The following is a 25121-nucleotide window of genomic DNA, read 5'->3' as shown; positions in this document are numbered from 1 at the left end:
CTTTGCAACAAAGGTCATGCAAATGGCCAAGGCGGCGGGGTGATGCATGAGATATAAAGCCGGACAAAGGCGCAGGAATTCCCTTCAACAATTTCCAGCAGCGTGTAACGAACGTCGCTCCGCCAAGGGATTAGCATGAGCACCATCGGCCTGTGCATGATCGTCAAGAACGAGGCAAAGGTCATCTTGCAATGCCTCGCCAGCGCCCTTCCTCTCGTTGACTACGTGCTCGTCATCGACACGGGTTCCGAGGACGGCACGCAGGACGTCATCCGTACCTTCCTGACCCTTCACAATGTCAAAGGCACAGTCATCGACGAGCCTTGGCGGGACTTTGCGTACAACCGTACCTTTGCCCTTGACCGCCTGCGTGAAGTCGAGACGGTCGACTACGCCATGATCATCGACGCCGACGACGTCGTGGTCCAAGACGCTGACTTCGATCCGATCGCGTTCAAGTCGAACATGGAACACGATCTCTACGACGTCGAGGTGTCCCATGGGGGCATTTCGTTTTATCGCCCGCAGATTTGCCGCAACCGGCTTCCCTTCTCCTTCAAGGGCGTGCTGCACGAATATCTCGAGGCCCCTCCCGGCCATCTCACACGCGAGACCGCCAAGGGTTTTCGCGTGGCGACGGGGCGTGGCGGAGCACGCAGTCAAAACCCGCGAAAGTACCAGGACGACGCGACGGTTCTTGAAAGCGCGCTTGCTACGGAGACCGACCCGTTCCTTATTTCGCGATACACCTTTTATCTGGCGCAGAGCTATAGGGATTCCGGAGAACGTGAAAAATCGCTGGCAAACTATCTGAAGCGCGCCGAGCTGGGCTTCTGGGACGAGGAAATCTATGTCAGCCTGCTCGAAGCGGGCAATCTCATGGCAGCGCTGGGACGGCCATTCGACGAGGTCGTTGCAATCTTTGAGCGTGCGACGCAGGCCGTTCCCGCCCGCGCTGAAGCTCTTCACGCCGCGAGCCTCTATTGCCGCACCCAGGGCCGGAACGCGGAGGGAGCGGAATTTGCGCGTCGAGGGCTCGACCTTGCGCAACCCCCCGGACTTTTCATACAGCCTTGGGTCTACGATTACGGATTGCTCGACGAATTTGCCGTCAATGCCTACTGGACAGGCGCTTACCGGGATTCACTCGACGCCTGTCTGAAATTGCTCGCCAGCGAAAAATTGCCGGCGGAAATGGCGAAGCGCGTGGTGGCCAACGCGCGTTTCGCCACTGACAAGCTTCCGGTGCATGAACCGTCGAATCTCGGGGCGTTCGGGACAGAGAGCTTGATCGATCAGCACAAGCTTATCCGGCAGCGTTCGCTGCGGTCGCGCCTGAAGGGTTCACCGCGCATCCTGATTGCAATCCTGGCAAAGCAGAAGGAACCGGCACTGCCGCTTTACCTCGAGTGCATCGAGGCGCTCGACTACCCGAAGGCATCGATCGTCCTATACATCAGGACAAACAACAATACCGACAGGACCGAGCATATACTGCGCGAATGGGTAGAGCGCGTGGGTCACCTCTATGCGGCGGTCGAAATCGACGCCTCGGACGTCGTCGATCGTGTTGAGCAGTTTGGCGAGCACGAATGGAATGAGACGCGCTTCAGGGTGCTTGGCCGAATCCGCAACATAAGTCTGCGGAAAACGCTCGAGCACGGCTGCGATTTCTATTTCGTGGCCGACGTCGACAATTTCGTGCGATCGGCCACGCTGCGAGAACTTGTCGCGCTTGATTTGCCAATCGTCGCGCCTCTGCTTCGCTCTATCTCGCCGGGCCAATATTATTCGAACTTTCATGCCGAGATCGATGCCAACGGGTATTATTTGCAGTGCGATCAGTATGGTTGGGTGCTCAACCGCCACGTGCGCGGCGCCATCGAGGTGCCGCTCGTGCATTGCACATATCTTGTCCGGGCTGACGTGCTGACCGAACTGACATACGAGGACGGCACATCGCGGTACGAGTACGTTGTCTTTGCTGCCAGCGCCAGGAAGGCCGGAATCGTCCAGTATATGGATAACCGACAAGTCTATGGCTACATCACCTTTGGCGATGGCCAATACCATGTGAGTGATGGCATCGAGCGGGCTCGAGCGCTGTTGCATGGTGCGGGCGATACCTCCGCATTCACTGCCGCCACACCCTCTGTCTCCGGGACGATGCCAGCCCGGCCTGTCGAGCCGACGGGTTCCCCGAAAATTCACCTGATAAACCTAGACCGCAGCGTCGAGCGCTGGAGCAGGTACCAAAGTAACAACTGGCATTTATTGCACAATACCGTTCGCGTATCAGCCGTTGACGGCACTTCTCTCGACAGGGAGGCGCTCATCAAGGAAGGTCTGATTACCAGTGATTGTCCGTATCCCCCGGGCACGTTGGGGTGCGCTCTATCCCATATCAGCTTGTGGCAGCTGTCGGCTTCAGAAAACAAGACAATAACTATTTTCGAAGACGATATTCGGTCATCGTTTCGATTCACGGAGGAATCCACCAGTATTATATCTCAAGCACGGGCAGATTGGGATATCATACAGTGGGGCTATATTTTTGACCCATCCTTTCTCTGGCTGGACCTTGGTTTCTCAAAAGCCAAAATGGAATTCTACGATCGTCAATATACTAATAGAACTGCCTTGTTCCAGTCCGATAAATTCTCCTCCAGATTCCTTATCAAGGTAGAGCATTCGTTTGGGCTTCAGGCATACACAATCACACCAAGGGGTGCGCGGATACTTCTGGAAAAGTGTCTGCCGCTCCGCAGCAGACTTATCCCGTTTCCTGGAACTGGCGTCGTCCTTGACGACACGGGCATTGACTGCGCGATGTGTGCGGCATACGGCTCGATGCAAGCTTTTCTTTGCATGCCGCCACTCGTTATTCTAGACGATGAGCAACCTTCAGATCGAGTGGCGACGGATCAGGGGTGAGCTTTGAAGGACTCTACCTCGATCGCTGGCGAACGGTCGTTCTATTCATGGCCTCACGGGTACGGAAGAATTCCTAACGCCTGAATGATTACAGCAAATTTTCGCTTTTCTAGATCAGAAAGAGTTGCAACCTTGTCGCGCCTCTTCGTAAAAAGGGCATCAAACTCGACTGCATCGCCATCGAAGTGCGGTACTTGATTAAGCTGGCGTAGGGCGAAACCGAAATCGCCCAGAATGTTGACTATGTCACCAATCAGCTTTTGTCCTCGATATATCGGAACAACATGCGTTTCCAGCTCGATAGCCAAACAGGATTCCAGAAGGTGGCCGAAACCAAGCAGAACTTCGTATTCAAGACCTTGGACGTCTATTTTTATAACATCCGGTGACGGAACCGCGCTTGCGCGGAACAATTCGTCATATCGAACACATTCGACCTCTTGCATGCTGACAACGTTGAAGACACGGGCTACTGAGTAGTTCTGCAGGATCTCAAAGTTTGGCTCTCGCAAAGACGAGCAGTATGATCCGGCAGTAATATACAGCTTTTGGGGGCCAGAAGTGTTTGCCAGCGCCTTTTCCACCACTTGCGCGCCCGGAATTCGATCGAGGGTTTGTCGTATCACCGTCGCTTCCGACGACAAGGGTTCGAACACGACGGGCGTAATATGATCGGCTCGCAGCATCCACTTGAGCTGTAGCCCTCCTTGGCCGCCAACATCGACGAGGGTGATCCGCTCCTCTGCCGGCGTGCGAGACAACTCCGGGTATGCATCAAACGTTTCAACCAGAACGCTCAAGAGTGCAAACTGTTCGAGTCCAGTGCCGGCGTAGACGGGACGACCATTGTCGGAGCAGCCTATTGAGAGAGACCCGTGGCAACTCAAAAAGCTCACATCGATCTCGATCGTGTCATCTGGATGAGCGTTGATCGAAATGGTGTGACTGATACCCCTGTTTATTATGGTGCCGTCGAGTGCAATTTCGGCAACATCCAAAGAACCATAGTGATGGATATAGAAGTTTGTGGTGGTCGTGGGGAAGAATCTGAGGACGCACCTCATCCGAACCATTCGAAACAGAAAAGCTGAATCGTGAAGTCCTAGAAGATGCCAGTCACGGCGGTCACTGTCGCGAACGACCAAAGCTCCGCCAACGATATGACTCGACATTTCGTGGACGACCTGCCAGCTTGATAAAGCATCGCCAACATACGTTTTGGAAAAGATCGCCTCGCCCACCCTCGAGTCCCCTAGCCGCTTCCGAGTAGTTCAACCCTCAAGGGGTCTACGCTTAGACCTCGGCCGATGGCAGAACAAGCTGGACTTCCTATTTTTCTCCTTGCAGGGCAACATGGTCGAGTTTCGAAGTTGCTGCGACGAGATCTCCTAAATTTGCTTGCAGGTTCAGTGGCCGGCAGCCTCACACCAGTGGCGTTGACACCCTCGGGCGGTTGGAGCACAGGCTACGGGGTCATGTCTTCCCCACCTTCCTCAGCTAGCTCGCAACCAAACCTCCTAACCGCCCCCATCGAGCTTGCCGGCGACTGGGGCCACATGCTTGAGGGAGCCGCTGATCAGGTCGTCGAACGCATGCGGCATGCATGCCTCGACGGCGTCCGCCTGCTGTCCGACCGCCAGCCGACGCGCCTGCGTGTCGACGAGCACACTTCCGGCACGCCGGCAATCTGGCTGCATCCGGACGGCAGCAGTATGGCCTGGATCATCGTCGATATCGGCGAGCGTGACTGGTCGAAGCTCGCCTACCAGTTCGGGCACGAACTCGGCCATGTGCTCTGCAACAGCTGGCAACCGGACGCCAGGCCGGCGCCGCCTTGCCAATGGATCGAGGAGACCATGGTGGAGGCCCACTCGCTGCGTGGGCTCGCACGTCTGGCGAAAAGCTGGAAGGAGGCGCCGCCCTTCGCCGGCGACAATGCCTTCGGCGATGCCATCGCCCGGTACCGCCAGGACATCATCGATCGTTATGCAGCGCTCGCTGAAAGCCAGGGGCTCACGCGCGACGCCGCTGCGTGGTTCGCCGACCACCGCGGCGAGATCGAAATGCCCGCTCTTAATCCGTTCGCCCAGGCAATGTCGCTGACCATCCTCGCCGAATACGGCCGCGCGCCGGACTGCGTAGAGGCTTTGGGGGCACTCAACCGCTGGCCTGGCCGCACCAGCATGCCGATCGCCGAGTACCTCGGACACTGGGAGGCGAGTTGTGTCGAATTGCGCGCTTCGCCCAGATTGCCGATCCGCCTGCGTGATCTGCTGCACGTTCAACAGCGGGCCAAGTGAAGAGCGCTTAGGCCGGTAGGCGACGGACCGGCTTAGCCTGCGCTCGATGACCGTGTCCGGTCAAAGACATGTCGGTCGTTTCCTTGCTCGCGGGCTCACACGCACATTGGCGTTATGATATGGCATCTCGGCTCGCGGCGCTTTTCGGCGCCGAGTCCGCCATCGTGAGCTCTGGCAGGACTGGTCAGGCCGCGCGACATGCAACATGGGCCGGAATCGCGACCTGAGCGCGATACCCATCAACTTGTCGAACTCGAATTCATGGCTCGATTCAATCGTGTGCGTGGAATTCGGTTCAAAGCGGTAGTCGACAGATTGAACCGGAAGAGTCTGGCGGCGTTATCGGGTCTGGAATGGCAATCCTTTGGAGGACGAAATGGCCAGTACTGGAACAACCCGTGGACACAATGAGGACCGCGCGAAGGTTGCTGGCGGGCAGGATAATGAAGTGAAATACGAGGCGGGCAAGACCGGCGCGAGGAAGGCTGACGTGAAATCGGTGGGCAACAGCCGCAAGAAGATTGAGGACAAGCTGAAAGAATAGACCACCGTTCGCGTGCGCAAATGATCCGCTTAGCCACCTTCAATGTGAACGGCGTTAATGGCCGGCTGCCCGTGCTCCTTAGGTGGCTGACGACTACGAATTACGACATCGTCTGCCTGCAGGAACTGAAAACGTCTGACGAGAAGTTTCCAATTGGGGCGATCCGCGAGACGGGATACCGCGCGATCTGGCACGGCCAGAAATCCTACAACGGCGTCGCTATCCTGGCTCGCGGAGTAGACCCGATCGAGCGCCGACGCGGGCTTCCCGGCGACCCTGACGACAGCCATAGCCGCTATATCGAGGCGGAGATCGGCGGGCTAGTTGTCGGCTGTCTTTACCTGCCAAACGGAAATCCCGCGCCTGGTCACAAGTTTGACTACAAGCTGCGCTGGTTCGACCGTCTGATGCGCTACGGCCGAGCTCTTCTCCAAGAGGGCGCGCCGACCGTGCTGTGCGGCGACTATAATGTCGTCCCAACTCCGATTGATGCCGTGGTGCCGCGACGATGGATTGGCGATGCGGTTTACTTTCCCGAGAGTCGCCAATCCTATGCCGATATGCTTGAGGACGGCTGGACCGATGCGCTCAGGCGCATCCATCCGGACAAGGGTGTCTACACTTATTGGAATCACTCCTATGGGGGCGGTTACGACAGGAGTTCTGGCCTGCGAATGGACCATCTGCTGGTCAGTCCCTCGTTGTCGTCCCGGCTTCGCAATGCGGGGGTGGATGCAGAGACGCGAGGATGGGAGAAGCCGAGCGATCATGCGCCTGCATGGATAGAACTTGATAGCCCGAGTTGAGACTTGAAATGCCGTCCGATTCAGACGGTGCTGGCTGCTCCAGACTTCGCCCCCTTTGTCCGACATTTGTAGTCATTCTTCGGACCACGTGGCGTCGCGCATTACTTTTGCCACCGAGCGGAATATTGTGTTTGGATCTCCATACGATCCGCACGAGCAGGTACTTGGGAACGACAGCATCGAATGCGTGGGAACTGACCACGTTGCTTCACGCGGGCAAACGCGTCAGTCTGTAGATTCGAGGCTTGTCTCGGCTATGTACGCAATGGTCGACCGACCTTTGTTTATGAAATCCAGCATCGACAACCTCCCGCCACCAAAACAGCGCGAGCTGAGAAAGACGGTCAAACTCCTTCTCGAGGAGTTTGAGGATGCCCTCAAGGGCGGGACGGCCGACTTCAAAAGGCGTGGGCGCATCCTCAAGATCATACTTTTGGGTCCTATGCGCGTGGCGACTGGGTCGACGAGCCGCATACCAGGAAGGGCTATCGTTCGGATTTCGATCGGCTGGTGGTGGTGAACAATCGCAAACTGCCGCGGCGGCGTTCGCCCCGTACGGAAAGCGGTACTCCTCCATCGCCTTAGAAATCGGCATGTCGCCGGTTCCCGCGTAGCGGCCGGCAAAGGGGTGTTTCCCCAAAACAGCAACAGGAAGGCCATCAGGCGAAACCTCCGGTGTTTTTTGTCGCCCTGCGCGCGAGTGCTGCGGGCCGCCAGTTTTGGCTGAAACCGGTAATGTACGAGCAGCCCTCAGAGCGGCTGGATCACCTCCCATCTGACCGAGCCTCGCTCGGCCGCTTTTTCACAGGGAGGAAGGGACAATGAAAGGGCACAGAGATGCACCTCCTACTGTGTCAGGGCCGTTATCGAGGGGCGCTTGTTGAAGTCGCACTTGCCGGTGACGCTGTAGAAGAAGTCGGCATTTGAAGACGGCGTCGGCACGGTTGTGCCGCCGTCCTCCCAGGCTTGATAGCTGGTTACACCACAAGGCACGATGGTGAAGATGTCGACCTTCTGCCCAGTCGGGGTCTCGGTCAGGTTGTTCGCGTCCACGCCGCTGTAGAGTCGGTTGGAGGTGGTCGGATCATCCGACTTTAGGTACTTCGGGTTGCCCGATGGTACGTACATCTGCAGCGAGAGGCCAGCCATCTGGTTGACGTCGATCGACGCGCCGGCGCTGTTGGCTGGGTACATGGTGTTGAGGCAAGTGGTTGAATATTTCTTGGTGCCGCTGGTCTGGAGTATCGCGTCTGCGGTCAGACCCGTGAAGGTGCTCACGCCGGCGGTGGTGCAAACTTGCGACTGGACAAGCGTCTTGATGTCGGCCCCGCCGTTGTTGGTGATTGTGTACACATTCGTTGTGCCGTAGCCCTTCGGATCACCGAAGCCGTTATAGGTATACTCGATCGACATCAGCGGCTTGGCCACCGTCGCTCCAAATGTCGTGCCGTAGAGCGTCATCGTCTTGTTCCACCAGCCCGACACCTTGGAAACCTTGAAGGTAGTCTGCACCAGGGCCGGCGTCTTGCTCGCCGCCGACCCAACGGCGACCGGCACCGTGTTGATCCTGGCGATCTGCATGAACACGGTGGGCATGGAGTAACTTGCCATGGCCTGCGCGGTGGCGGTGCCATTGGCGGAAACCACAAAGCTGTTCAGTGTCGGGGTACCCAGGCCATGGTTGGCGATGAAGGTATCCTGCAGCATAGTCTGGCGCTGCGGCAACGTTGAGGTTGTGTCCATACCGGTGATCGATAGGACCGCGGCATCCAGCGCCTGCTGCTCGTTGGACCGGGTCTGGACCGCCCTGGTATAGTCGACCGAGAAGCCGATGGCGGTGATGATGGGCGCCAGCATGAAAACAAACAACGGGCCCATCGAACCGTCATGGGAACGCGCGAACCGGTCTACAATTCAGACGTGGGAGCATTTCTGAGCGGCTCAGACCGCCACCGAGTGCCTGGCTTTGCCGGTTTCAAGATATTTGTCGAACTTCGCTGCGATGCTTCTGACAAAGGGCCGGCTTTCCGCCGGCACGACGAAGCGGTCACCATCAAGTTCAAGCAACCGCGCCGGATCATGAAGGGCCGTGGAACTTGCCTTCAGCAGAAGCCTCTGGCCGGCTTTGCCAAAACGCTCCACCAGCTCGATGGCTGAGAAGGCGAAATCACACATCAGCCTCTCGATGATCCAGCCGCGGACGCGGTCGTCGTCGGAAAGCGCGATGCCGCGGACAGCCGCCAGCCCACCGTCTGAGACCATGCGTCCATACTCCGTGTTCGATGGCATATTCTGCACATAGCCTTGGCGAAATTGACTGATGGACGATGGGCCGAGGCCGATCAAGGTTTCGCAGCGATCCTCGGTATAGCCTTGGAAATTCCGGCGCAAGCAGCCGGTTCGGGCCGCTACAGCCAACGCATCGTTGGGCTTGGCGAAATGGTCGAAGCCGACGGGCTCATACCCCGCGTTCAGCATAAGACACGCGGCCAGTTGTGATTGAGCAAGGCGCTGTGCCGGACCAGGCAACCATGCCTCGTCGATCATCGTCTGATGCTTCTTGAACCAGGGTACATGCGCGTAGCCAAACAACGCCATCCGATCCGGTTCCAGGGTCAGTGCCTGCGCGACGGTTGAGGAGACGCTCTCCCTGGTCTGGTGCGGCAAGCCGTAGAGCAGGTCCAGATTGACCGATTCGACGCCGCGCGAACGAACGCCATCGATGACCGCTTTGGTCTGCAAAAAGCTTTGCTCGCGGTTAATTGCCTTTTGTACCTTCAGGTCAAAGTCCTGGACGCCGAGGCTCGCCCGGGTCATGCCGATCTCGGCCAGCGCATCAAGACGGGCGTCGTCCATATCATTGGGATCGATTTCGACGCTGATCTTGGCGTCCGGAAGGAAATCGAAGCTGGACCGCAATGCTTTCCCCAGCACCACCATGTCCTCGGACTTCAGCATCGTCGGAGAGCCGCCACCGAAGTGGACGGCGCGCACGCCAGCCTTGCCGCCGACAATACGGGCAACGGTGGCGATCTCGGCGTGCAACGAGCGGAGATAGGCAGTTACCGGCTCATAGTGACGTGTTTGCTTGGTGTGGCAGGCACAGAACCAGCAGAGTCTGTCGCAGTAGGGAATATGCAGATAGAGTGAAATCTCGTCGCCGTTCTCCAGCGCCTCCAGCCAGCCTCGACAGATAGTGGCATCGACCCCCGGATGGAAATGCGGCGCGGTCGGATAGCTCGTGTAGCGCGGCACGTTCTCGCCAAGTCTGGCAGCTAGTTCCGGTCGCATCTCGCCATTCCTGTGGTTGCATGGCCCGGAAAATGACCGCAACGGCACGCCGATACCTTGATTTCGGTCAAAGCCTTTGCACCGGACAAACTGCCACAAGGCTTTTTCAATGGCCGATGCTTATCTTGCCGATACCCTGGATCCTCGGACGATCGTGATGACAGTGCGTCAGGATGTTCATAGTGCCGGTATTCCCGTGCTTTGCCAATCCTGCGAGGCAAGGCATCGCGGCATTTGCGGTGCCCTTGATCCCGATCAATTGGTCGGGCTCGCCAAGACCTCGTCAAAGCACACCGTTGAACCGGGGTCAGAACTGATGGGCGACGCCGAAACCGTCGACAGCTATTCCAACGTGCTTTCCGGCGTCGTGAAGCTGACGAAGAGCCTTTCGGACGGGCGCCAGCAGATTGTCGCGCTTCAGTTTGCCCCCGATTTTCTGGGACGGCCGTTTAGGTGGAAAGCGTGATCAACGCGGAAGCGGCAACGGCCGTCTCCCTGTGTTCGTTTCCAAGGGCTTCCGTCGAAAGGATGATGAGGGAGTCGCCGGATCTCGAGCACCGCCTGCTCAAGCAGACGCTGAACGAACTCGACGATGCACGCGACTGGATGGTCACGCTGGGACGCAAGACCGCTGCGGAAAAAGTGGCGAGCTTTCTGCTGATGATTGCCAGAAACATCGATCCCACGCTCGATCCAAACACCAATCCGACGAGCTTCGAACTGCCTCTCACACGTGCCGACATCGCCGATTTCCTCGGCCTGACAATCGAGACGGTGAGCCGCCAGTTGACCCGGCTGCGGACAGACGGCGTGATCCGGATCGACAACAACCGCCATGTGACTGTGGACAGCCTTGCCCGGTTGGCGAGCCGCTCCGGAGCCTAGAGTAATTCCAGGAAAAGGCTGAAACAGTTTTCCGTCCGGAATTGCGTCAACTCTAGTCTCGATCGACGATCCCGATCATCGGCAGGACATGCTCGCGTTCAAACACGATGTGCCGGCGCAGATTCTCGAACAGGCCGCGCAACATGAACCCGAGGGCTTCGGGGTTTTCGACCGCCTCGCCATGACCGATGGCCAGCAGAATTTCGGTCACCTCACCGCCAACGCATTCGTCTTCCATATGTTCGGCCCGCAATCGCCGGGTTGAGGCAAGGTTCGCATTGCTGCTGACCACGGCATCCTCGTAGGCGGGAAAGATGACCGTCTCTTCGTATTGATCAATGTTGCGCAGCAGCGGAACGATCGCGTTGGCCGCGCCGAGACACTCCAGGCGATCGACGCCGGGCAAGGCGCCCGCCATTCTTTCCAGGGCGTCGCAGAGCTGCAGCTTTTCCCTGTGCGCGCGCTTCATCACCGCGGCTGGACCACTTCCCTGCTGGATCGATCAGTCGGTGCGGGATTTTCATCGCCTGCTTCGAACAGCGACGATCCCAGCCCCTTCTTCCGGCTCAAGGGCGGCCTCCGAGTGCAAGACCACGCTGCCCACTCAGAAGGGGCTGGGCTTTGACATGGATCAAGGCGGCGACAACGCGACTGCTGAATTGGTGTCTATGCGGATTGGCGTCCGCGCATCGGAATCCGAGGTCGGGGATAGCTCATGAAGTTCGGCACGCAAATCTTCGTTTTGAGCCTTTTCACATTTGCAGCCCTGGTGGCCGCGGGCTTCGGCGTGGACCAGCCCTTTCGACAGCATATGTGGGTGCTGTTTTTTGTGTTGCTTGGTTTTGTCGCCATCCTCATCCGCAACACGAATTTCGAGGTGGCCGCTCCGATTGACCCATCCGCTTACATGGATGGTCCAATCCGCTACGGCGCCATCGCCACCATGTTCTGGGGTGTCGTCGGCATGCTTGTCGGCGTGGTCATCGCGCTGCAGCTTGCCTACCCCGATCTCAACATCCAGCCCTGGTTCAACTTCGGCCGTTTGCGGCCGCTGCATACGTCCGGAGTGGTCTTCGCATTCGGCGGCAACGCATTGCTTTGCACGTCATTGTACGTCGTGCAACGCACCTGTCGCGCGCGCCTGTTCGGCGGCGATCTCGCCTGGTTCGTGTTCTGGGGTTACCAGCTTTTCATTGTCATGGCCGCGACCGGCTATCTGCTCGGCATCACCGAGAGCCGGGAATACGCCGAACCCGAATGGTACGTGGACATCTGGCTGACCATCGTCTGGGTCGCCTATCTCATCTTGTTCCTCGGCACGATCTTCAAGCGCAAGGAACCGCACATCTACGTCGCCAACTGGTTTTACCTCTCCTTCATCGTGACCATCGCGATGCTGCATGTGATCAACAACCTGTCGATGCCGGCCTCGTTCCTGGGCTCAAAGAGTTACTCCGCCTTTTCCGGGGTCCAGGACGCCCTGACGCAATGGTGGTATGGCCACAACGCCGTCGGCTTCTTCCTCACTGCCGGCTTCCTCGGCATGATGTATTACTTCGTGCCCAAGCAGGCGAACCGGCCGGTCTATTCCTATCGGCTGTCGATCATCCATTTCTGGGCGATCATCTTTCTCTACATCTGGGCCGGGCCGCATCACCTGCACTACACCGCCCTGCCCGATTGGGCGCAGACGCTCGGCATGGTGTTCTCGATCATGCTGTGGATGCCGTCATGGGGTGGCATGATCAACGGCCTGATGACGCTGTCCGGCGCCTGGGACAAGCTGCGCACGGACCCCATCATCCGTATGATGGTGATGGCCATCGCCTTCTACGGCATGTCGACCTTCGAAGGTCCGATGATGTCGATCAAGACGGTCAACTCGCTGTCGCATTACACCGACTGGACCATTGGCCACGTGCACTCCGGTGCGCTCGGCTGGGTCGGCATGATCTCGTTCGGCGCAATCTACTTCATGGTGCCGAAGCTCTGGAACCGTGAGCGGCTCTACTCGCTGAGGCTCGTCACCTGGCACTTCTGGCTGGCGACCCTGGGGATCGTCGTCTACGCCGCCGTCATGTGGGTTTCCGGCGTCATGCAGGGCCTGATGTGGCGTGAATACGACGAGCAGGGTTTCCTGGTCTATTCCTTCGCCGAAACCGTGGCCGCCATGCATCCCTACTATCTCATGCGCGCCATTGGCGGGGCAATGTATCTCTCCGGCGCCCTGATCATGGCCTGGAACATCGCCATGACCATCCTCGGATACCAGCGCGAGGAGGAGCCGATGCCCGGCTCTGTTCCCGCCCTTCAGCCTGCCGAATAAGGAGCCAGACAATGGGCTTGATGGACAGACACGCACTCATCGAGAAGAACGCCACGCTTCTTCTCGTTGGCTCTCTTCTTGTGGTGACCGTCGGCGGCATCGTCGAGATCGCACCGCTCTTCTATCTCGACAACACGATCGAGAAGGTGGAAGGCATGCGCCCCTATTCGCCGCTCGAACTTGTCGGGCGCAACATCTATGTGCGCGAGGGCTGCTACCTCTGCCACAGCCAGATGATCAGGCCGTTCCGCGACGAAGTCGAGCGCTACGGTCACTACAGCCTGGCTGCCGAGTCGATGTACGATCATCCTTTCCAGTGGGGATCGAAGCGTACCGGGCCGGACCTCGCCAGAGTTGGCGACCGCTACTCGAATCTGTGGCATGTCGAGCATCTCACGGATCCGCGTTCGGTGGTGCCGGAATCGATCATGCCGAGCTACGCGTTCCTCAAAGACACGCCGATCGAGGTGGAGGACTTCTCGACGCATCTGGTTGCCAACAGGCGTGTCGGTGTCCCCTACAGCGATGACATGATCGCCCGCGCCAATGCCGACCTGATGGCGCAAGCCGATCCCAACGCCGACACGTCCGGCCTCGAAGCCCGCTACCCCAAAGCCAAGATCGGCGACTTCGACGGCAACCCGCAACAGGTCACCGAAATGGATGCCCTTGTCGCTTATCTCCAGATGCTCGGCACGCTGGTCGATTTCAAGAACTACGACGAAGCCGCGGGCTATCGCTGAGGGAGTTCTACCCATGGATTACAATTTGATGCGAGAGTTTGCCGACAGCTGGGGCCTGGTCGCCATGGCGCTTTTCTTTGTCGGCGCGACTGCCTTCGCGCTCCGCCCCGGCAGCCGCAAGCTGGCCGACGAAGCTGCCCGGATTCCCCTTGAGGACGAGTGATCATGAGCGACGAGCATATCGATGAAATCTCCGGCGTCTCGACCACCGGCCACGAATGGGATGGCATCCGGGAACTGAATAACCCGCTTCCCAGATGGTGGGTCATCACGTTTTACATCACCATTGTCTGGGCCATCGGCTACACCATCGCCTATCCGGCATGGCCCCTGCTGCACTCGGCGACGAAGGGTTTGCTCGGCTATTCCAGCCGCAACGAAGTCAGGAACGAGCTGACTGCGGCTGAAGCCGCCAAGGGCAAATACATCTCGGCGGTGGCGTCCAAGAGCGTCTCGGAGATCGCCGCGGACGATGGCCTGCGCGAATTCGCAATCGCGGCCGGTGGTGCCGCCTTCAAGGTCAATTGCGTACAATGCCATGGCTCCGGCGCCCAAGGTTCCAAGGGCTTTCCCAATCTCAACGACGACGACTGGCTGTGGGGCGGCAAGGCCGAGCAGATCCAGCAGACGATTACGCACGGCATCCGCTTCGCGTCCGATCCGGACACGCGCCTGTCGGAAATGCCTGCCTTTGGCGACATCATAACCGCTGACCAGATCGCTCAGGTCGGCACCTATGTCGCCAGCCTGTCGGGAAAGGTCCAGCATGCCGGCCTCGTCGAGCCCGGCGCCAAGGTCTTTGCTGAAAATTGCGTGGCCTGTCATGGCGACAATGCAAAGGGCAACAAGGAGCTGGGCGCCCCCGATCTGACCGATGCGATCTGGCTCTATGGATCCGGTGAGACAGCCATCGCCACCCAGGTCCGTGCGCCAAAACAGGGCGTCATGCCAGCCTGGGGCGCACGCCTGGGCGAGACCAAGGTCAAGGAGCTCGCCGTCTACATCCATTCGCTTGGTGGTGGGGAATAGGAAGCGGGGACCTGTTCCCGGCCCTTCGCCAGCCAAGCGACGAGGCCCGGCCATGCCGGGCCTCGACCTGTATTCGGCACCGGCAATTGACTTGCATCAACGCGCCTGCCCCCGCCCCGCGCCAAGACTTGCCTACGCTGGCAGCCTGGGCATGGGCAGATTGTCGCCTGCGCGAGTGGAGATGCATGTGCTGGACAATACGCAGGTAGAGCGGCTCGAAGCCGAAGCGGTCAATTCCGCCAAGGTGCGCCAGCCGATGTATGCCGCGCGCAAGAAGATATTCCCGAAACGGGCAACAGGGAACTTTCGTCGGTTCAAGTGGCTGGTGATGGCGATCACACTCGGTATCTACTACCTGACACCGTGGTTGCGATGGGACCGCGGCCCGTTCGCCCCGGACCAGGCCGTGCTGCTCGATCTCGCCAACCGGCGCTTCTACTTCTTCTTCATCGAGATTTGGCCGCAGGAATTCTACTATGTGGCCGGCCTTCTGATCATGGCCGGCGTCGGTCTTTTCCTGATCACGTCGACTATCGGTCGCGCCTGGTGCGGCTATACATGTCCGCAGACTGTATGGGTCGATCTGTTTCTGGTCGTCGAGCGCGCCATCGAGGGTGATCGCAACGCACGCATGAAACTCGATGCCGGCCCATGGACCGCCCGCAAGCTTGCGCTGCGGGCATCGAAACACGCCATCTGGCTGGGCATAGGGGCGGCGACGGGCGGCGCCTGGATCTTCTATTTTGCCGATGCGCCGACGCTGGTTGGCGAACTCTTCACCGGCACCGCGGCACCCGTTGCCTACATCACCGTCGCCGTGCTGACGGCCACGACCTATACGTTCGGCGGGCTGATGCGCGAACAGGTCTGCACCTACATGTGTCCATGGCCACGCATCCAGGCGGCCATGCTCGACGAAAGTTCGCTCACCGTCACCTACAATGACTGGCGCGGCGAACCGCGTTCGCGTCATGCCAAGAAGGTGCAAGCCGCGGGACAGTCGGTCGGCGACTGCGTCGACTGCAATGCCTGTGTCGCGGTCTGCCCGATGGGGATCGACATTCGCGACGGCCAGCAGCTCGAATGCATCACCTGCGCGCTTTGCATCGACGCCTGCGACGGCGTCATGGGCAAGCTCGGCAGGGAACGCGGACTGATTTCCTATGCAACGCTCTCCGATTACAACGCCAACATGATGCTGGCGACCGCGGGCGGCTCCAGTTCAGTCAACCCGTCGCTGGTCAGGACCGCTGATGGCCTGTTCTCCGACAAGGTGGCGCATTTCCATGTCAGCAAGATCTTCCGGCCACGCACCTACGTCTACATGGGTCTGTGGTCGCTGATCGGCCTGGGTCTGCTCTATTCGCTGCTGACGCGCGACAGGCTCCAAGTCAATGTGCTGCACGACCGCAATCCGCAATTCGTAACGTTGTCCGACGGCTCCATCCGCAACGGCTACACCGTCAAACTGCTCAACATGATCCCCGAGCCGCGGATCATTGTTGTCACCATGCAGGGCTTGCAAGGAGGCGAAATGAGCGTGGTCGGAGACGACATCAAGGCGGGCCGCTCCTTTGCCATCCCGGTCGAGCCCGATCGCCTGAAAATGCTGAAGGTCTTCGTGCGCCAGCCGGCCGACCAAATCCGTGGCGCAGCGCAAACCTTCACGTTCCGTGTCGAGGACAAGTCGAGCTTCGAGGCGGACGAATACACCGCCACCTTCAACGCGCCGGAGATCGCCAGATGACCGCTAACGCTGAAAAAACCCGCGAATTCACCGGCAGGCACATGCTGTTCACCATCCTTGCCTTCTTCGGCGTGGTCATCGCGGTCAATCTGACGATGGCCACGCTCGCCAACACCAGTTGGACCGGCCTTGTCGTCGAGAACACCTATGTGGCGAGCCAGCAATTCAACAAGAAGGCCGAGGAGGGTCGCGCGCAAGCAGCCCTTGGCTGGACCGGCAGGCTGACCATCGCATGGGGCGAAGTTCGCTATGGCCTCACCGACGCCGCCGGCAAGCCGGTTCCCTTGCATGGCGTCAAGGTGCTGTTTCGCCATCCCGCCTACGAGAAAGAGGACAAGTCGGTCATCCTCGCGCCCGCCTCGGACCAGGAATTCGCAGCCCAGCACATGCCGAAGGACGGCGTCTGGATTGTGGAATTCGACGCCGACGCCGGTCTGGAAAAGCCGTATCGCGACGTCCGCAGGATCATGATTTCCAATGGAGCGCTGCAATGAGTTGTTGTGCACCGGGCGCCGAAATGGCGCTTGATCTGGTCAACACCGGATCGGTCCTGCCGTCCAGCCAGGAGATCAGGCTGGCGAGCCGATCGCTCGGCGATGATCTCCGCCAGACCGATCTTTCAGTCCCCACGGTTCATTGCGCGGCCTGCATCGAGGCGATCGAGACGGCATTGGGAATGCTCGATCAAGTGGAGAGCACTCGGGTCAACCTGTCGACGAAGCGGGTCGCGGTCCGCTGGCGTGGAAACCAGGTGCCACCGTTCGTCGCCGCGCTGGGACGGCTAGGCTACGAGGCGCATCTGTTCGACCCCGAGGTCGACAACAAGGACAAAACGCTTTCGGAGCTGATCCGCGCCGTTGCTGTCGCCGGCTTTGCGGCGGGCAACATCATGCTGCTTTCAGTGTCGGTCTGGTCTGGCGCCGAAGGCGCAACGCGGGACCTGTTTCATTGGCTCTCGGCGCTGATCGCGATCCCGGCACTTGCCTTCGCGGGCGGCATCTTCTTCCGCTCGGCCTGGAACGCGCTGCGTCACGGCCGCATGAACATGGACGTGCCGATCGCGGTCGGGGTGTCCCTCGCCTACGCCATGAGCCTCTACGAGACGATCAACCATGGCGACCACGCCTATTTCGATGCGTCGGTGTCGCTGCTGTTCTTCCTGTTGATCGGCCGCACGTTGGATCACGTGATGCGCGAACGTGCCCGGACCGCCGTGAAAGGCCTGTCCCAGTTGGCCGTACGTGGCGCCATGGTGCTGCGCGGCGACGGCGCACGCGACTATCTGCCGGTTGGCGAGATCGAACCCGGCATGCTGCTGTTGATCGCAGCCGGTGAAAGGATACCCGTCGACGGCAAGGTCTCTCGAGGGACGTCGGACCTGGACTGTTCGCTTGTCTCGGGCGAGAGCACGCCCCGAAGCGTAGCGCCAGGCGAAGCCGTACAGGCTGGAGTCCTCAACCTGACCGGCCCGCTGACGATTGAGGCGACAGCCGCCGCGAAAGATTCGTTTCTGGCGGAAATGGTTCGGCTCATGGAAGCCGCTGAGGGCGGTCGCGCGCATTATCGCCGGATCGCCGATCGCGTTTCAGCGCTCTATGCTCCGGTGGTTCATCTCACCGCCTTCGTGACTTTCCTTGGCTGGATGGCGGCGACGGGCGACTGGCACCGGGCGACAACCATCGCCATTGCCGTTCTGATCATCACCTGCCCGTGCGCGCTCGGCCTCGCCGTGCCGATCGTGCAGGTGGTCGCCGCGCGGCGCCTGTTCGAGAACGGCATCATGGTCAAGGACGGTTCGGCCATGGAGCGCCTGGCGACGATTGATACAGCAGTGTTCGACAAGACCGGGACCCTCACGCTCGGCCAGCCCCGGCTGGTCAATGCGGGCTCGATGGATCCGGGCATGCTGGCAGTCGCGGGAGACATGGCCGCGCATTCCCGCCATCCGTTTTCAAGGGCCATAGCCGGCTTTGCCGCTCCTGGCGCGCGGCACAAATTCGATACCGTGACCGAGCATCCAGGGTTTGGCATCGAAGCCACCGACGCCGGAAGCACTTGGCGGCTAGGTCGACGCGGATGGGCTGGATGGAAGGCCCGGACCGGTGGTGAAGGCAAACATGGCTATGGCGGAACGGTGCTGACAAAAGACGGGCTCATTGTCGCGACCTTCAATTTCGAGGATGCGCTGCGCGCCGACGCCGGCTTGGCGATCAAGCTATTGAGCGACGCCGGGGTGTCGGTGCAGATGCTGTCGGGCGATACTGCGGGTGCCTGCGGTGAAGCCGCCGAGATGCTGGGTATCGAGGACTTCGTTCCGTGCCTGTTGCCATCCGGCAAGGTCGAGCGCATCGAGACCCTGGCGAAAGACGGACACAAGGTTCTGATGGTTGGTGACGGCCTCAACGACACGCCTGCACTGAGCGCGGCGCATGTCTCGATCGCACCGGCCACCGCCGCCGACATTGGCCGCAATGCGGCCGACTTCGTATTCCTGCGCGAAAGCCTTCTGGCTGTGCCTCTCGCGCTGGATGTCTCGCGCAAGGCGGGACACCTGATCCGCCAGAACATCGCGATTGCGATCGTCTACAATGCCGTCGCCGTGCCGATCGCCATCCTGGGCCACGTCACGCCTCTTATCGCAGCGATCGCCATGTCCGCTTCATCGCTGCTCGTGATCGGAAATGCGCTGCGTCTGCAGAGTTCCAGGCCAAGTTCGCCGGTGAAAAATGTTCGGCGCGACAGGCGTTCCGATATCACCAAATTGGCCCAATCCTCATGACAACCCTTGCCTACCTCATACCTGTGGCCCTCTTTCTTGGCGCGCTTGGCCTGGGGGGGTTCCTGTGGGCTTTGAAGAGTGGCCAGTACGAAGATCTCGACGGCGCCGCCGAGCGGATCCTTATCGATCGGGAAGACAAGATCGGCAGATAGCGAAGTGCTGGCAAAATAACCGGACCACGACCGTCTCCACCTTGACTATGACGCGCCAGATCGGTGTCCGAGAATCTTAGGTCTCCAAAATGAACTCCACCAATTTGCGCCAGCGCAAAGAAACGCTGCGTCAGGTCAGCTAGGTTCTGCTCATCCGCAACGGTTGAGAGATAGGAGACTGACATGATCACGCGACGTGAAGCTCTGTTCGGGGCAGCGATCGGCGCTGCCGCCGTGGCAGCACTACCTGCATTTTCGGCACCTGTGACAAAGGCGGACATTCGAGGGCTCGCCCGCGAAAAGATCAAGCTCGTGGCACCGCCGTTCGTCCATCCGCACGATCAGGTCGCCAAGGGTGGACCCAAGATCGTCGAGTTCACCATCACGATCGAGGAAAAGCCTCTTGTCATCGACGCCGACGGCACGACGCTCAATGCGATGACCTACAACGGCTCGATCCCCGGCCCGCTGATGGTCGTTCATCAGGACGACTATCTCGAGCTGACGCTCATCAATCCCGACACCAACTCACTCGCCCACAACATCGACTTCCACGCCGCGACTGGCGCTCTGGGTGGTGGCGGTCTCACGCTGATCAATCCCGGCGAACAGGTGACCTTGCGCTTCAAGGCGACGCGGACGGGAACGTTCGTCTACCACTGCGCACCTGGTGGCGCGATGATCCCTTGGCATGTCGTCTCCGGCATGAGCGGCGCAATCATGGTGTTGCCGCGCGATGGGCTCAGGAACGACAAGGGCGAGCCGGCCAGATACGACAAGATCTTCTACATCGGCGAGAACGACTTCTATATTCCGCGCGACGAGAAGGGCAATTTCAAGAGCTACGAATCTGCCGGCGACGGTTACGATGACATCGTCAAGGTCATGCGCGGGCTGATCCCGACGCATGTCTTGTTCAACGGCAAGGTAGGTTCCCTGACCGGCGACAACGCCATGAAGGCGAAAGTCGGCGAGACCGTGTTGATCGTCCATTCACAGGCCAACCGCGATACCCGGCCGCATCTGATAGGCGGTCACGGCGACTATGTCTGGGAACAGGGCAAATTCGCCAACCCGCCGGCCAAGGACCTGGAAACCTGGTTCATCCGTGGCGGCTCGGCGGGCTCGGCGCTGTATACGTTCCTGCAGCCAGGTGTCTACGCCTACGTGAATCACAATCTGATTGAGGCCGTGGAACTCGGAGCGACCGCTCACTTCATGGTCGAAGGCGAGTGGGATGCCGACCTGATGACGCAGGTCGAGGCGCCCAAACCCATAGCCACCAACTGACGGCACTCGAAAATGCCCGGACGGCGCCGCTGTCCGGGCAAGGACAAAAGCCATGTCTCTTTTCATCCTGAAGGTCCTGCCGGTCGCCCTGGCCGCCGCTGCTGTTCCGGTAGGGCTCTCGCTAGAGGCGGTCTTTGGAGATCGACAATCCCACCCCATCGCTATGACGGTTGTCTTGCTTTCCGGTTCGATCATCTATCCGACTCCGGGCGAGTTCCTGAAAGAGGGACGCCCGCAAGGCAACCCCCGCCTCGAGCGGCAACTCGACAGACCTCTCGAAATCATGGCCTACCAGGTCGGCGCGGCCGACTATGCGGACTGCGTGTCGGCTGGCGGCTGTCAGCCAGCTCAGGAGACGCGCGCGATCCCAAGCAATGCTCCCGTCACCGGAGTAAGCTATCTCGATGCGAATGCCTACGCCCGGTGGTATTCGGAAGTGACCGGCGACCAATGGCGACTGCCATCCGACGAAGAGTGGGCCTTTGCCGCTGCTGAGCGGTTCGCAGGCGAATTCGAGGGTGTCGAAAACGACGCCACCAACCCCGCCAGACGATGGCTCACCAGCTACAAGGCCGAGGTGGACCTCAATCGCAAACCGGACCCGATGCCCAAGAGCCGTGGCTCGTTTGGTTTCAATTCCCTGGGCCTTGCCGACTTTTCTGGCAACGTCTGGGAGTGGACTTCGACCTGCTATGTCCGCACCACGTTGGCTGCGGATGGAAGCGGTGTTGCGAGTTCGGTCGACAATTGCGGTGTCCACGTCCTTGAAGGGCTTCACAGAGCCTACATGTCGAACTTCGTCAGTGACGGAAAAAGCGGAGGCTGTGCCGTCGGTACGCCTCCCGACAATCTGGGATTCAGGCTGGTGCGAGACCGCTCTGGCTGGGCGAGCGATCTGCTCTCTCACCTGAGAATAATCTGACCGTCAGCGCCGTCGGATCTTAGTATCGGCGGCGGCTACAAACGTGACGGACCCGCTTATCGACCGGGCGACAGCATCCGCTTCAGTGTGCCATCGCGAAGCCAGTACTGGTGGAACAGTGCCGCCACGGCATGGACCGAAATCAGGACGACAAACACTGGCTTGTTGAGGGAATGGATGTCGCCCCATGGGTCGCCAATGTAGAAAGCGAGCAGTCCCACAATGGGCGTTAAAAGCAAGAGCAGATAGAAAAGGCCGTGTGAACCACGTGCGGCGATCCGCATCCAGCCAGGTCCGCTTTCTGCAGGCTCAGGCGCACCGGAAACTACACGCATTAGCAACCGGATCAGCACGAGTGCCAGGGTCGAAATTCCTATCCAGTAATGGGCAGAGCCCAATGCCTGATCGGCTGACGAGACGGCGGCTCCATCTTCGGCAGCATCGACCACGGTTGTCATGCTCTCGCCAAAGAACAGTTGGAATAACACCAGCGCAGCTATGATCCAATGAAGCGCAATCTGGGAAGTTGAGTAGCCAATTCTGGTTTCCGTCATTTGATTTTTCCTGACGTTTAACAGCTGCGTGATCGCGATACTGAATAGCCAGGGAACATCGACATAATTTGGCTCGAATCCTCCCGGAATTGTGGCTGCAACCTTACGCATTTGTAAGGCGATGGGGACGTCGAACAGCCGTCCGCGGCCCTCGCCGTGGAGGCACCGGCCACGTCCCTCGTCCGGATTATAGTTTTAGCCTCACAGTTGTCTGAGCTTGTGGGGCAGCGTCACATCATCCCCTCAGATCGCTACTTGGCCTTCGGCGTCGTCAAGGCCACGCCGTAGGCTAGGAGAAAGCCAGCAAAGGCCAGAACCCATGCAACGCCGGCGACATTGACGATCGCGTCCTTAGGGAGAAAAACCGCAAGGATTCGTGACAAGGCAGCGATCAGGATCGCCGCGAAGACAACAATGGTTTGCAGTCCGGCCCGTAGTTGCCGGCCGGTATGGCCAAGCGTGGCGCGGGCCATCACTGCGACCGTCATTGACCCGACGGCGCCGACGCCGAACGCATGCAGCCCGGCAGCGACCGGTACGATTGCGGGCAAAAGGATCGACGCCGAAACCAACGCAAAACCGACGGGCACGAAAGCATATGCAAGGTGGAGGATGAGCACGAGCGGATCCCGCAATGTGCGTTCGCCAGCCCAGCGCGACAGACGCCACACCTGGCAGATTGCAGCGACGGCCATAAGCATTCCTGAGACGCGGTTGTGGGGGGCGAACGTCCACGCTCCCAGCGCGATAGCTGAGATGGCTATCGATGCGATGTCAAAACGGCCGAACGGTGCAGGCAGCTTGCCAGGATTTTCCCGGGCGAGCCAGTTGCGTGTGAAGCTCGGAATGATACGCCCACCGATCAGCGAGATGAGTACGATCCCCGCAGCCATACCGAGCCTGCGGCTGATGTCGGATGTGCCTTGAAGGTGCGCCTCGATATGGAACATGCCGTTGGCGCACGCCATCACGACAAGCGGCAGCAGCACCTTGAGGTTGCGCCAGTTGCGTCCGGCGATGATTTCGCGGGCGGCGGCGGCAGCCACCACAAACAGAAATGAGCCATCGATCACCGCGGCTGCTTGCCAGCCGATGTCGGTCGAGAAGTAGACAGCGGCGCGCCCGGCAAGCCACAGGACGACCAGCGCCAGCAGTGGCAAGCCTTGTACGGGCAGCCGGCCAGTCCAATTGGGGATGGCGGTCAGCAGGAACCCGGTAACGATCGCCGGCAGATAGCCGAACAGCATCTCGTGAATGTGCCAGTCGACGGCAACGAACGCACTGTGGGCATCGACTTCGCCGGCATATATCGGCAGCCAAAGCAGAATGGAGAGCGCGGCATACAGCGACCCGAGGAAGAAGAAGGGCCTGAATCCGTAGGAAAGAAATGCGGGTCCTGTGTAGGCCCGCAGGCGTGGAATCCCCATGATTTGCGTCTCCAAATGAACAGGGCCGGATGAACCGCCGCCCTCGGTCCGTCCGGCCCTCGCCTGCCCTCATGCGGCAGGCATGGCTGTATCGATTGCCGATCAGTTGACCGGAACCTGGGTGAACAGGTCGGCGAACACCGTCTTTGCCTTCCCGGGATGCTTGACCGCCTTGGCGGCATCGAGATTGACCGGCTTTCCGACAACGATCAGGGCGACCATGCCCATGCCGTAGTGAGGCGCGCATTTGACGCCGTAAACGCCCTCCTTTGTCAGCGTAACGGTGATTTCCTCGCTGGGCTTTCCCTTGAAGGGCTCGGCGCCGTCTGGAAGCATGCCTTTGATTGACTCGGCATCATGGCTCTTGTCGGTCGGCACGAACTTGACGGTGTCGCCAGGGGCTGCCTTGACGAAGGCCGGCTGGAAAACCATGGCGCCCTTTTCGCCCTTGTTGAGCATCTGCACCATATGCTCTTCGGCGCTTGCGCCGCCGGCGAGCGCCAGGATAGAGACTGCGGCGGCGAGGATGGAGAGTTTCATCGATTTGTCCTTTGTTTCGTCTTCGCGGCATTGCGCCGTTCCATGCCATTTAGCCTGACGCGGCTGGGAACAATTTGCGCTGGCGCAAACTCAGGATAAGAAAGGTCTTCCGCACGACTGATGCGGAACCGTAGGGCCGTGAGGAATCGCTTGGCTGCGCTGGACCGATCGCTGATTTCGCGACTGCCGCTCTTCCAGGGTCTGACGCCCGACGAGCAGAGCGAGATCCTGCGGGATGCGCGGTCGTCTCGCTATGCCAAGGAGACTGCGATCTTCGAGCAGGAAGCCGAGGCTCATTCCTTCTTCGTGCTGATCGCCGGGCATATCCGTGTCGTTCGCACCACACCGGACGGACAACAGGTCATCGCCAGATACATCAGCGAAGGCGAGATTTTTGGCGTCGCCGCGGCACTTGGCCGAACGACCTACCCAGCCAGCGCAATTGCGGCGGTGGACTGCGTGGTGCTCGCCTGGCCAAACGCTCTGTGGCCGGACCTGGCGGGATGCTTCCCAGTGTTTGGGGCGGCCACATACAGGACGGTTGGAACCAGGCTGCAGGAGACGCAGACGCGGGTCGTGGAGATGTCCACCGAGCAGGTGGAGCAGCGGGTTGCGCATGCGCTTCTGCGACTGGCAAACCAGACCGGCCGAAAGACCGACAGCGGCATCGAAATCGATTTCCCGATTTCCAGGCAGGACATTGCCGAGATGACGGGAACGACGCTGCACACCGTCAGCCGCTTGCTCAGCAAGTGGGAAGACAATGGGATAATCGTCAGCGGACGCCAGAAGGTCACCGTGAAGGATGCGCACCGCCTTGTAGTTCTGGCCGAGAACCGGGACAAGCGCTGA

Annotated in this window: 22 protein-coding genes and 2 pseudogenes; 17 read left to right on the top strand and 7 right to left on the bottom strand. The window is 59.7% G+C overall.

Annotation, left to right across the window (positions count from 1 at the left end; genetic code table 11):
- Positions 1-135 precede the first annotated feature (135 nt).
- Entirely contained in the window at positions 136-2934 is a 2799-nt protein-coding gene (locus tag AC0NIL_RS30940) for a glycosyltransferase family 25 protein (RefSeq protein ID WP_024505824.1), read from the top strand.
- Between the two features lie 53 nt (positions 2935-2987).
- Here AC0NIL_RS30940 and AC0NIL_RS30935 read toward each other — a convergent pair whose 3' ends face one another.
- Positions 2988-4175, bottom strand: a complete 1188-nt coding sequence (locus AC0NIL_RS30935; protein ID WP_024505823.1) for an FkbM family methyltransferase — start codon at positions 4173-4175, stop codon at positions 2988-2990.
- 315 nt (positions 4176-4490) lie between these two features.
- Here AC0NIL_RS30935 and AC0NIL_RS30930 point away from each other — a divergent pair, with 315 nt between their 5' ends.
- From AC0NIL_RS30930 to AC0NIL_RS30915, 4 genes and pseudogenes are all read left to right on the top strand, one after another.
- Positions 4491-5234: a hypothetical protein gene (locus AC0NIL_RS30930; protein ID WP_337123973.1), complete on the top strand. Its 744-nt coding sequence runs from the start codon at positions 4491-4493 to the stop codon at positions 5232-5234.
- A 376-nt stretch (positions 5235-5610) separates the two neighbouring features.
- Positions 5611-5778 (top strand): DUF3606 domain-containing protein, encoded by a 168-nt coding sequence (locus AC0NIL_RS30925; protein WP_081714477.1) that lies wholly within the window; start codon positions 5611-5613, stop codon positions 5776-5778.
- A 20-nt stretch (positions 5779-5798) separates the two neighbouring features.
- On the top strand, positions 5799-6584 hold the full coding sequence (gene xth / locus AC0NIL_RS30920) for an exodeoxyribonuclease III (protein WP_024505822.1): 786 nt from the start codon (positions 5799-5801) through the stop codon (positions 6582-6584).
- Between the two features lie 286 nt (positions 6585-6870).
- Positions 6871-7118 (top strand): annotated as a pseudogene (locus tag AC0NIL_RS30915) (nucleotidyltransferase); the annotation flags it as partial.
- Positions 7119-7430: 312 nt separating this feature from the next.
- On the opposite strand, the gene AC0NIL_RS30910 reads toward AC0NIL_RS30915, so the two are convergent.
- On the bottom strand, positions 7431-8462 hold the full coding sequence (locus AC0NIL_RS30910) for a pilus assembly protein TadG-related protein (RefSeq protein WP_474048905.1): 1032 nt from the start codon (positions 8460-8462) through the stop codon (positions 7431-7433).
- A gap of 63 nt (positions 8463-8525) precedes the next feature.
- Positions 8526-9875: an oxygen-independent coproporphyrinogen III oxidase gene (gene hemN, locus AC0NIL_RS30905; RefSeq protein WP_024505301.1), complete on the bottom strand. Its 1350-nt coding sequence runs from the start codon at positions 9873-9875 to the stop codon at positions 8526-8528.
- A gap of 157 nt (positions 9876-10032) precedes the next feature.
- Between hemN and AC0NIL_RS30900 the strand changes: the two are divergent.
- Positions 10033-10760 (top strand): annotated as a pseudogene (locus AC0NIL_RS30900) (Crp/Fnr family transcriptional regulator).
- 52 nt (positions 10761-10812) lie between these two features.
- Here the strand turns inward: AC0NIL_RS30900 and AC0NIL_RS30895 are convergent.
- Positions 10813-11229: a hemerythrin domain-containing protein gene (locus AC0NIL_RS30895; protein WP_013525003.1), complete on the bottom strand. Its 417-nt coding sequence runs from the start codon at positions 11227-11229 to the stop codon at positions 10813-10815.
- A 246-nt stretch (positions 11230-11475) separates the two neighbouring features.
- On the opposite strand from AC0NIL_RS30895, the gene ccoN reads away from it, so the two are divergent.
- The 10 genes from ccoN to AC0NIL_RS30845 all read left to right on the top strand — a co-directional run bounded on the left by ccoN (position 11476) and on the right by AC0NIL_RS30845 (position 21748).
- Entirely contained in the window at positions 11476-13086 is a 1611-nt protein-coding gene (ccoN, locus tag AC0NIL_RS30890) for a cytochrome-c oxidase, cbb3-type subunit I (protein WP_013525002.1), read from the top strand.
- An 11-nt stretch (positions 13087-13097) separates the two neighbouring features.
- Positions 13098-13829, top strand: coding sequence for a cytochrome-c oxidase, cbb3-type subunit II (gene ccoO / locus AC0NIL_RS30885; protein WP_013525001.1), 732 nt, complete (start codon positions 13098-13100; stop codon positions 13827-13829).
- 13 nt (positions 13830-13842) lie between these two features.
- Positions 13843-13992: a CcoQ/FixQ family Cbb3-type cytochrome c oxidase assembly chaperone gene (locus AC0NIL_RS30880; RefSeq protein ID WP_013525000.1), complete on the top strand. Its 150-nt coding sequence runs from the start codon at positions 13843-13845 to the stop codon at positions 13990-13992.
- A gap of 2 nt (positions 13993-13994) precedes the next feature.
- Positions 13995-14858: a cytochrome-c oxidase, cbb3-type subunit III gene (gene ccoP, locus AC0NIL_RS30875; RefSeq protein ID WP_013524999.1), complete on the top strand. Its 864-nt coding sequence runs from the start codon at positions 13995-13997 to the stop codon at positions 14856-14858.
- A gap of 181 nt (positions 14859-15039) precedes the next feature.
- Positions 15040-16605 carry a cytochrome c oxidase accessory protein CcoG gene (gene ccoG / locus AC0NIL_RS30870; RefSeq protein WP_013524998.1) on the top strand — a complete coding sequence of 522 codons (1566 nt, stop codon included), beginning with the start codon at positions 15040-15042 and terminating at the stop codon, positions 16603-16605.
- Positions 16602-17099, top strand: a complete 498-nt coding sequence (locus AC0NIL_RS30865) for a FixH family protein (RefSeq protein ID WP_474048903.1) — start codon at positions 16602-16604, stop codon at positions 17097-17099. The genes ccoG and AC0NIL_RS30865 overlap by 4 nt, the downstream gene beginning before the upstream one ends.
- Positions 17096-19384 (top strand): cation-translocating P-type ATPase, encoded by a 2289-nt coding sequence (locus AC0NIL_RS30860; RefSeq protein ID WP_024505306.1) that lies wholly within the window; start codon positions 17096-17098, stop codon positions 19382-19384. Before AC0NIL_RS30865 ends, AC0NIL_RS30860 begins: the two co-directional genes overlap by 4 nt.
- Entirely contained in the window at positions 19381-19536 is a 156-nt protein-coding gene (gene ccoS / locus AC0NIL_RS30855) for a cbb3-type cytochrome oxidase assembly protein CcoS (protein WP_013524995.1), read from the top strand. The genes AC0NIL_RS30860 and ccoS overlap by 4 nt, the downstream gene beginning before the upstream one ends.
- 183 nt (positions 19537-19719) lie before the next feature.
- Positions 19720-20826: a copper-containing nitrite reductase gene (gene nirK / locus AC0NIL_RS30850; RefSeq protein ID WP_013524994.1), complete on the top strand. Its 1107-nt coding sequence runs from the start codon at positions 19720-19722 to the stop codon at positions 20824-20826.
- Positions 20827-20878: 52 nt separating this feature from the next.
- On the top strand, positions 20879-21748 hold the full coding sequence (locus tag AC0NIL_RS30845) for an SUMF1/EgtB/PvdO family nonheme iron enzyme (protein WP_024505307.1): 870 nt from the start codon (positions 20879-20881) through the stop codon (positions 21746-21748).
- A gap of 56 nt (positions 21749-21804) precedes the next feature.
- Here the strand turns inward: AC0NIL_RS30845 and AC0NIL_RS30840 are convergent, their stop codons facing one another.
- The 3 genes from AC0NIL_RS30840 to AC0NIL_RS30830 form a co-directional block, all read right to left on the bottom strand.
- The gene (locus AC0NIL_RS30840; RefSeq protein ID WP_024505308.1) at positions 21805-22302 is read right to left on the bottom strand and encodes a cytochrome b; all 498 of its coding nucleotides are present in this window, start codon (positions 22300-22302) and stop codon (positions 21805-21807) included.
- Between the two features lie 251 nt (positions 22303-22553).
- Positions 22554-23729 carry an NnrS family protein gene (locus AC0NIL_RS30835; protein ID WP_013525384.1) on the bottom strand — a complete coding sequence of 392 codons (1176 nt, stop codon included), beginning with the start codon at positions 23727-23729 and terminating at the stop codon, positions 22554-22556.
- 102 nt (positions 23730-23831) lie between these two features.
- Complete coding sequence (locus AC0NIL_RS30830) at positions 23832-24269, bottom strand: pseudoazurin (protein WP_013525383.1); 438 nt, start codon at positions 24267-24269, stop codon at positions 23832-23834.
- Between the two features lie 150 nt (positions 24270-24419).
- On the opposite strand from AC0NIL_RS30830, the gene AC0NIL_RS30825 reads away from it, so the two are divergent.
- Positions 24420-25121, top strand: a complete 702-nt coding sequence (locus tag AC0NIL_RS30825) for a Crp/Fnr family transcriptional regulator (RefSeq protein WP_024505309.1) — start codon at positions 24420-24422, stop codon at positions 25119-25121.

The organism is Mesorhizobium sp. WSM1343 (genome assembly GCF_055901535.1).
Note: the sequence above shows the minus strand (reverse complement) of the source record. Positions and strands in the feature narration are given on the sequence as shown.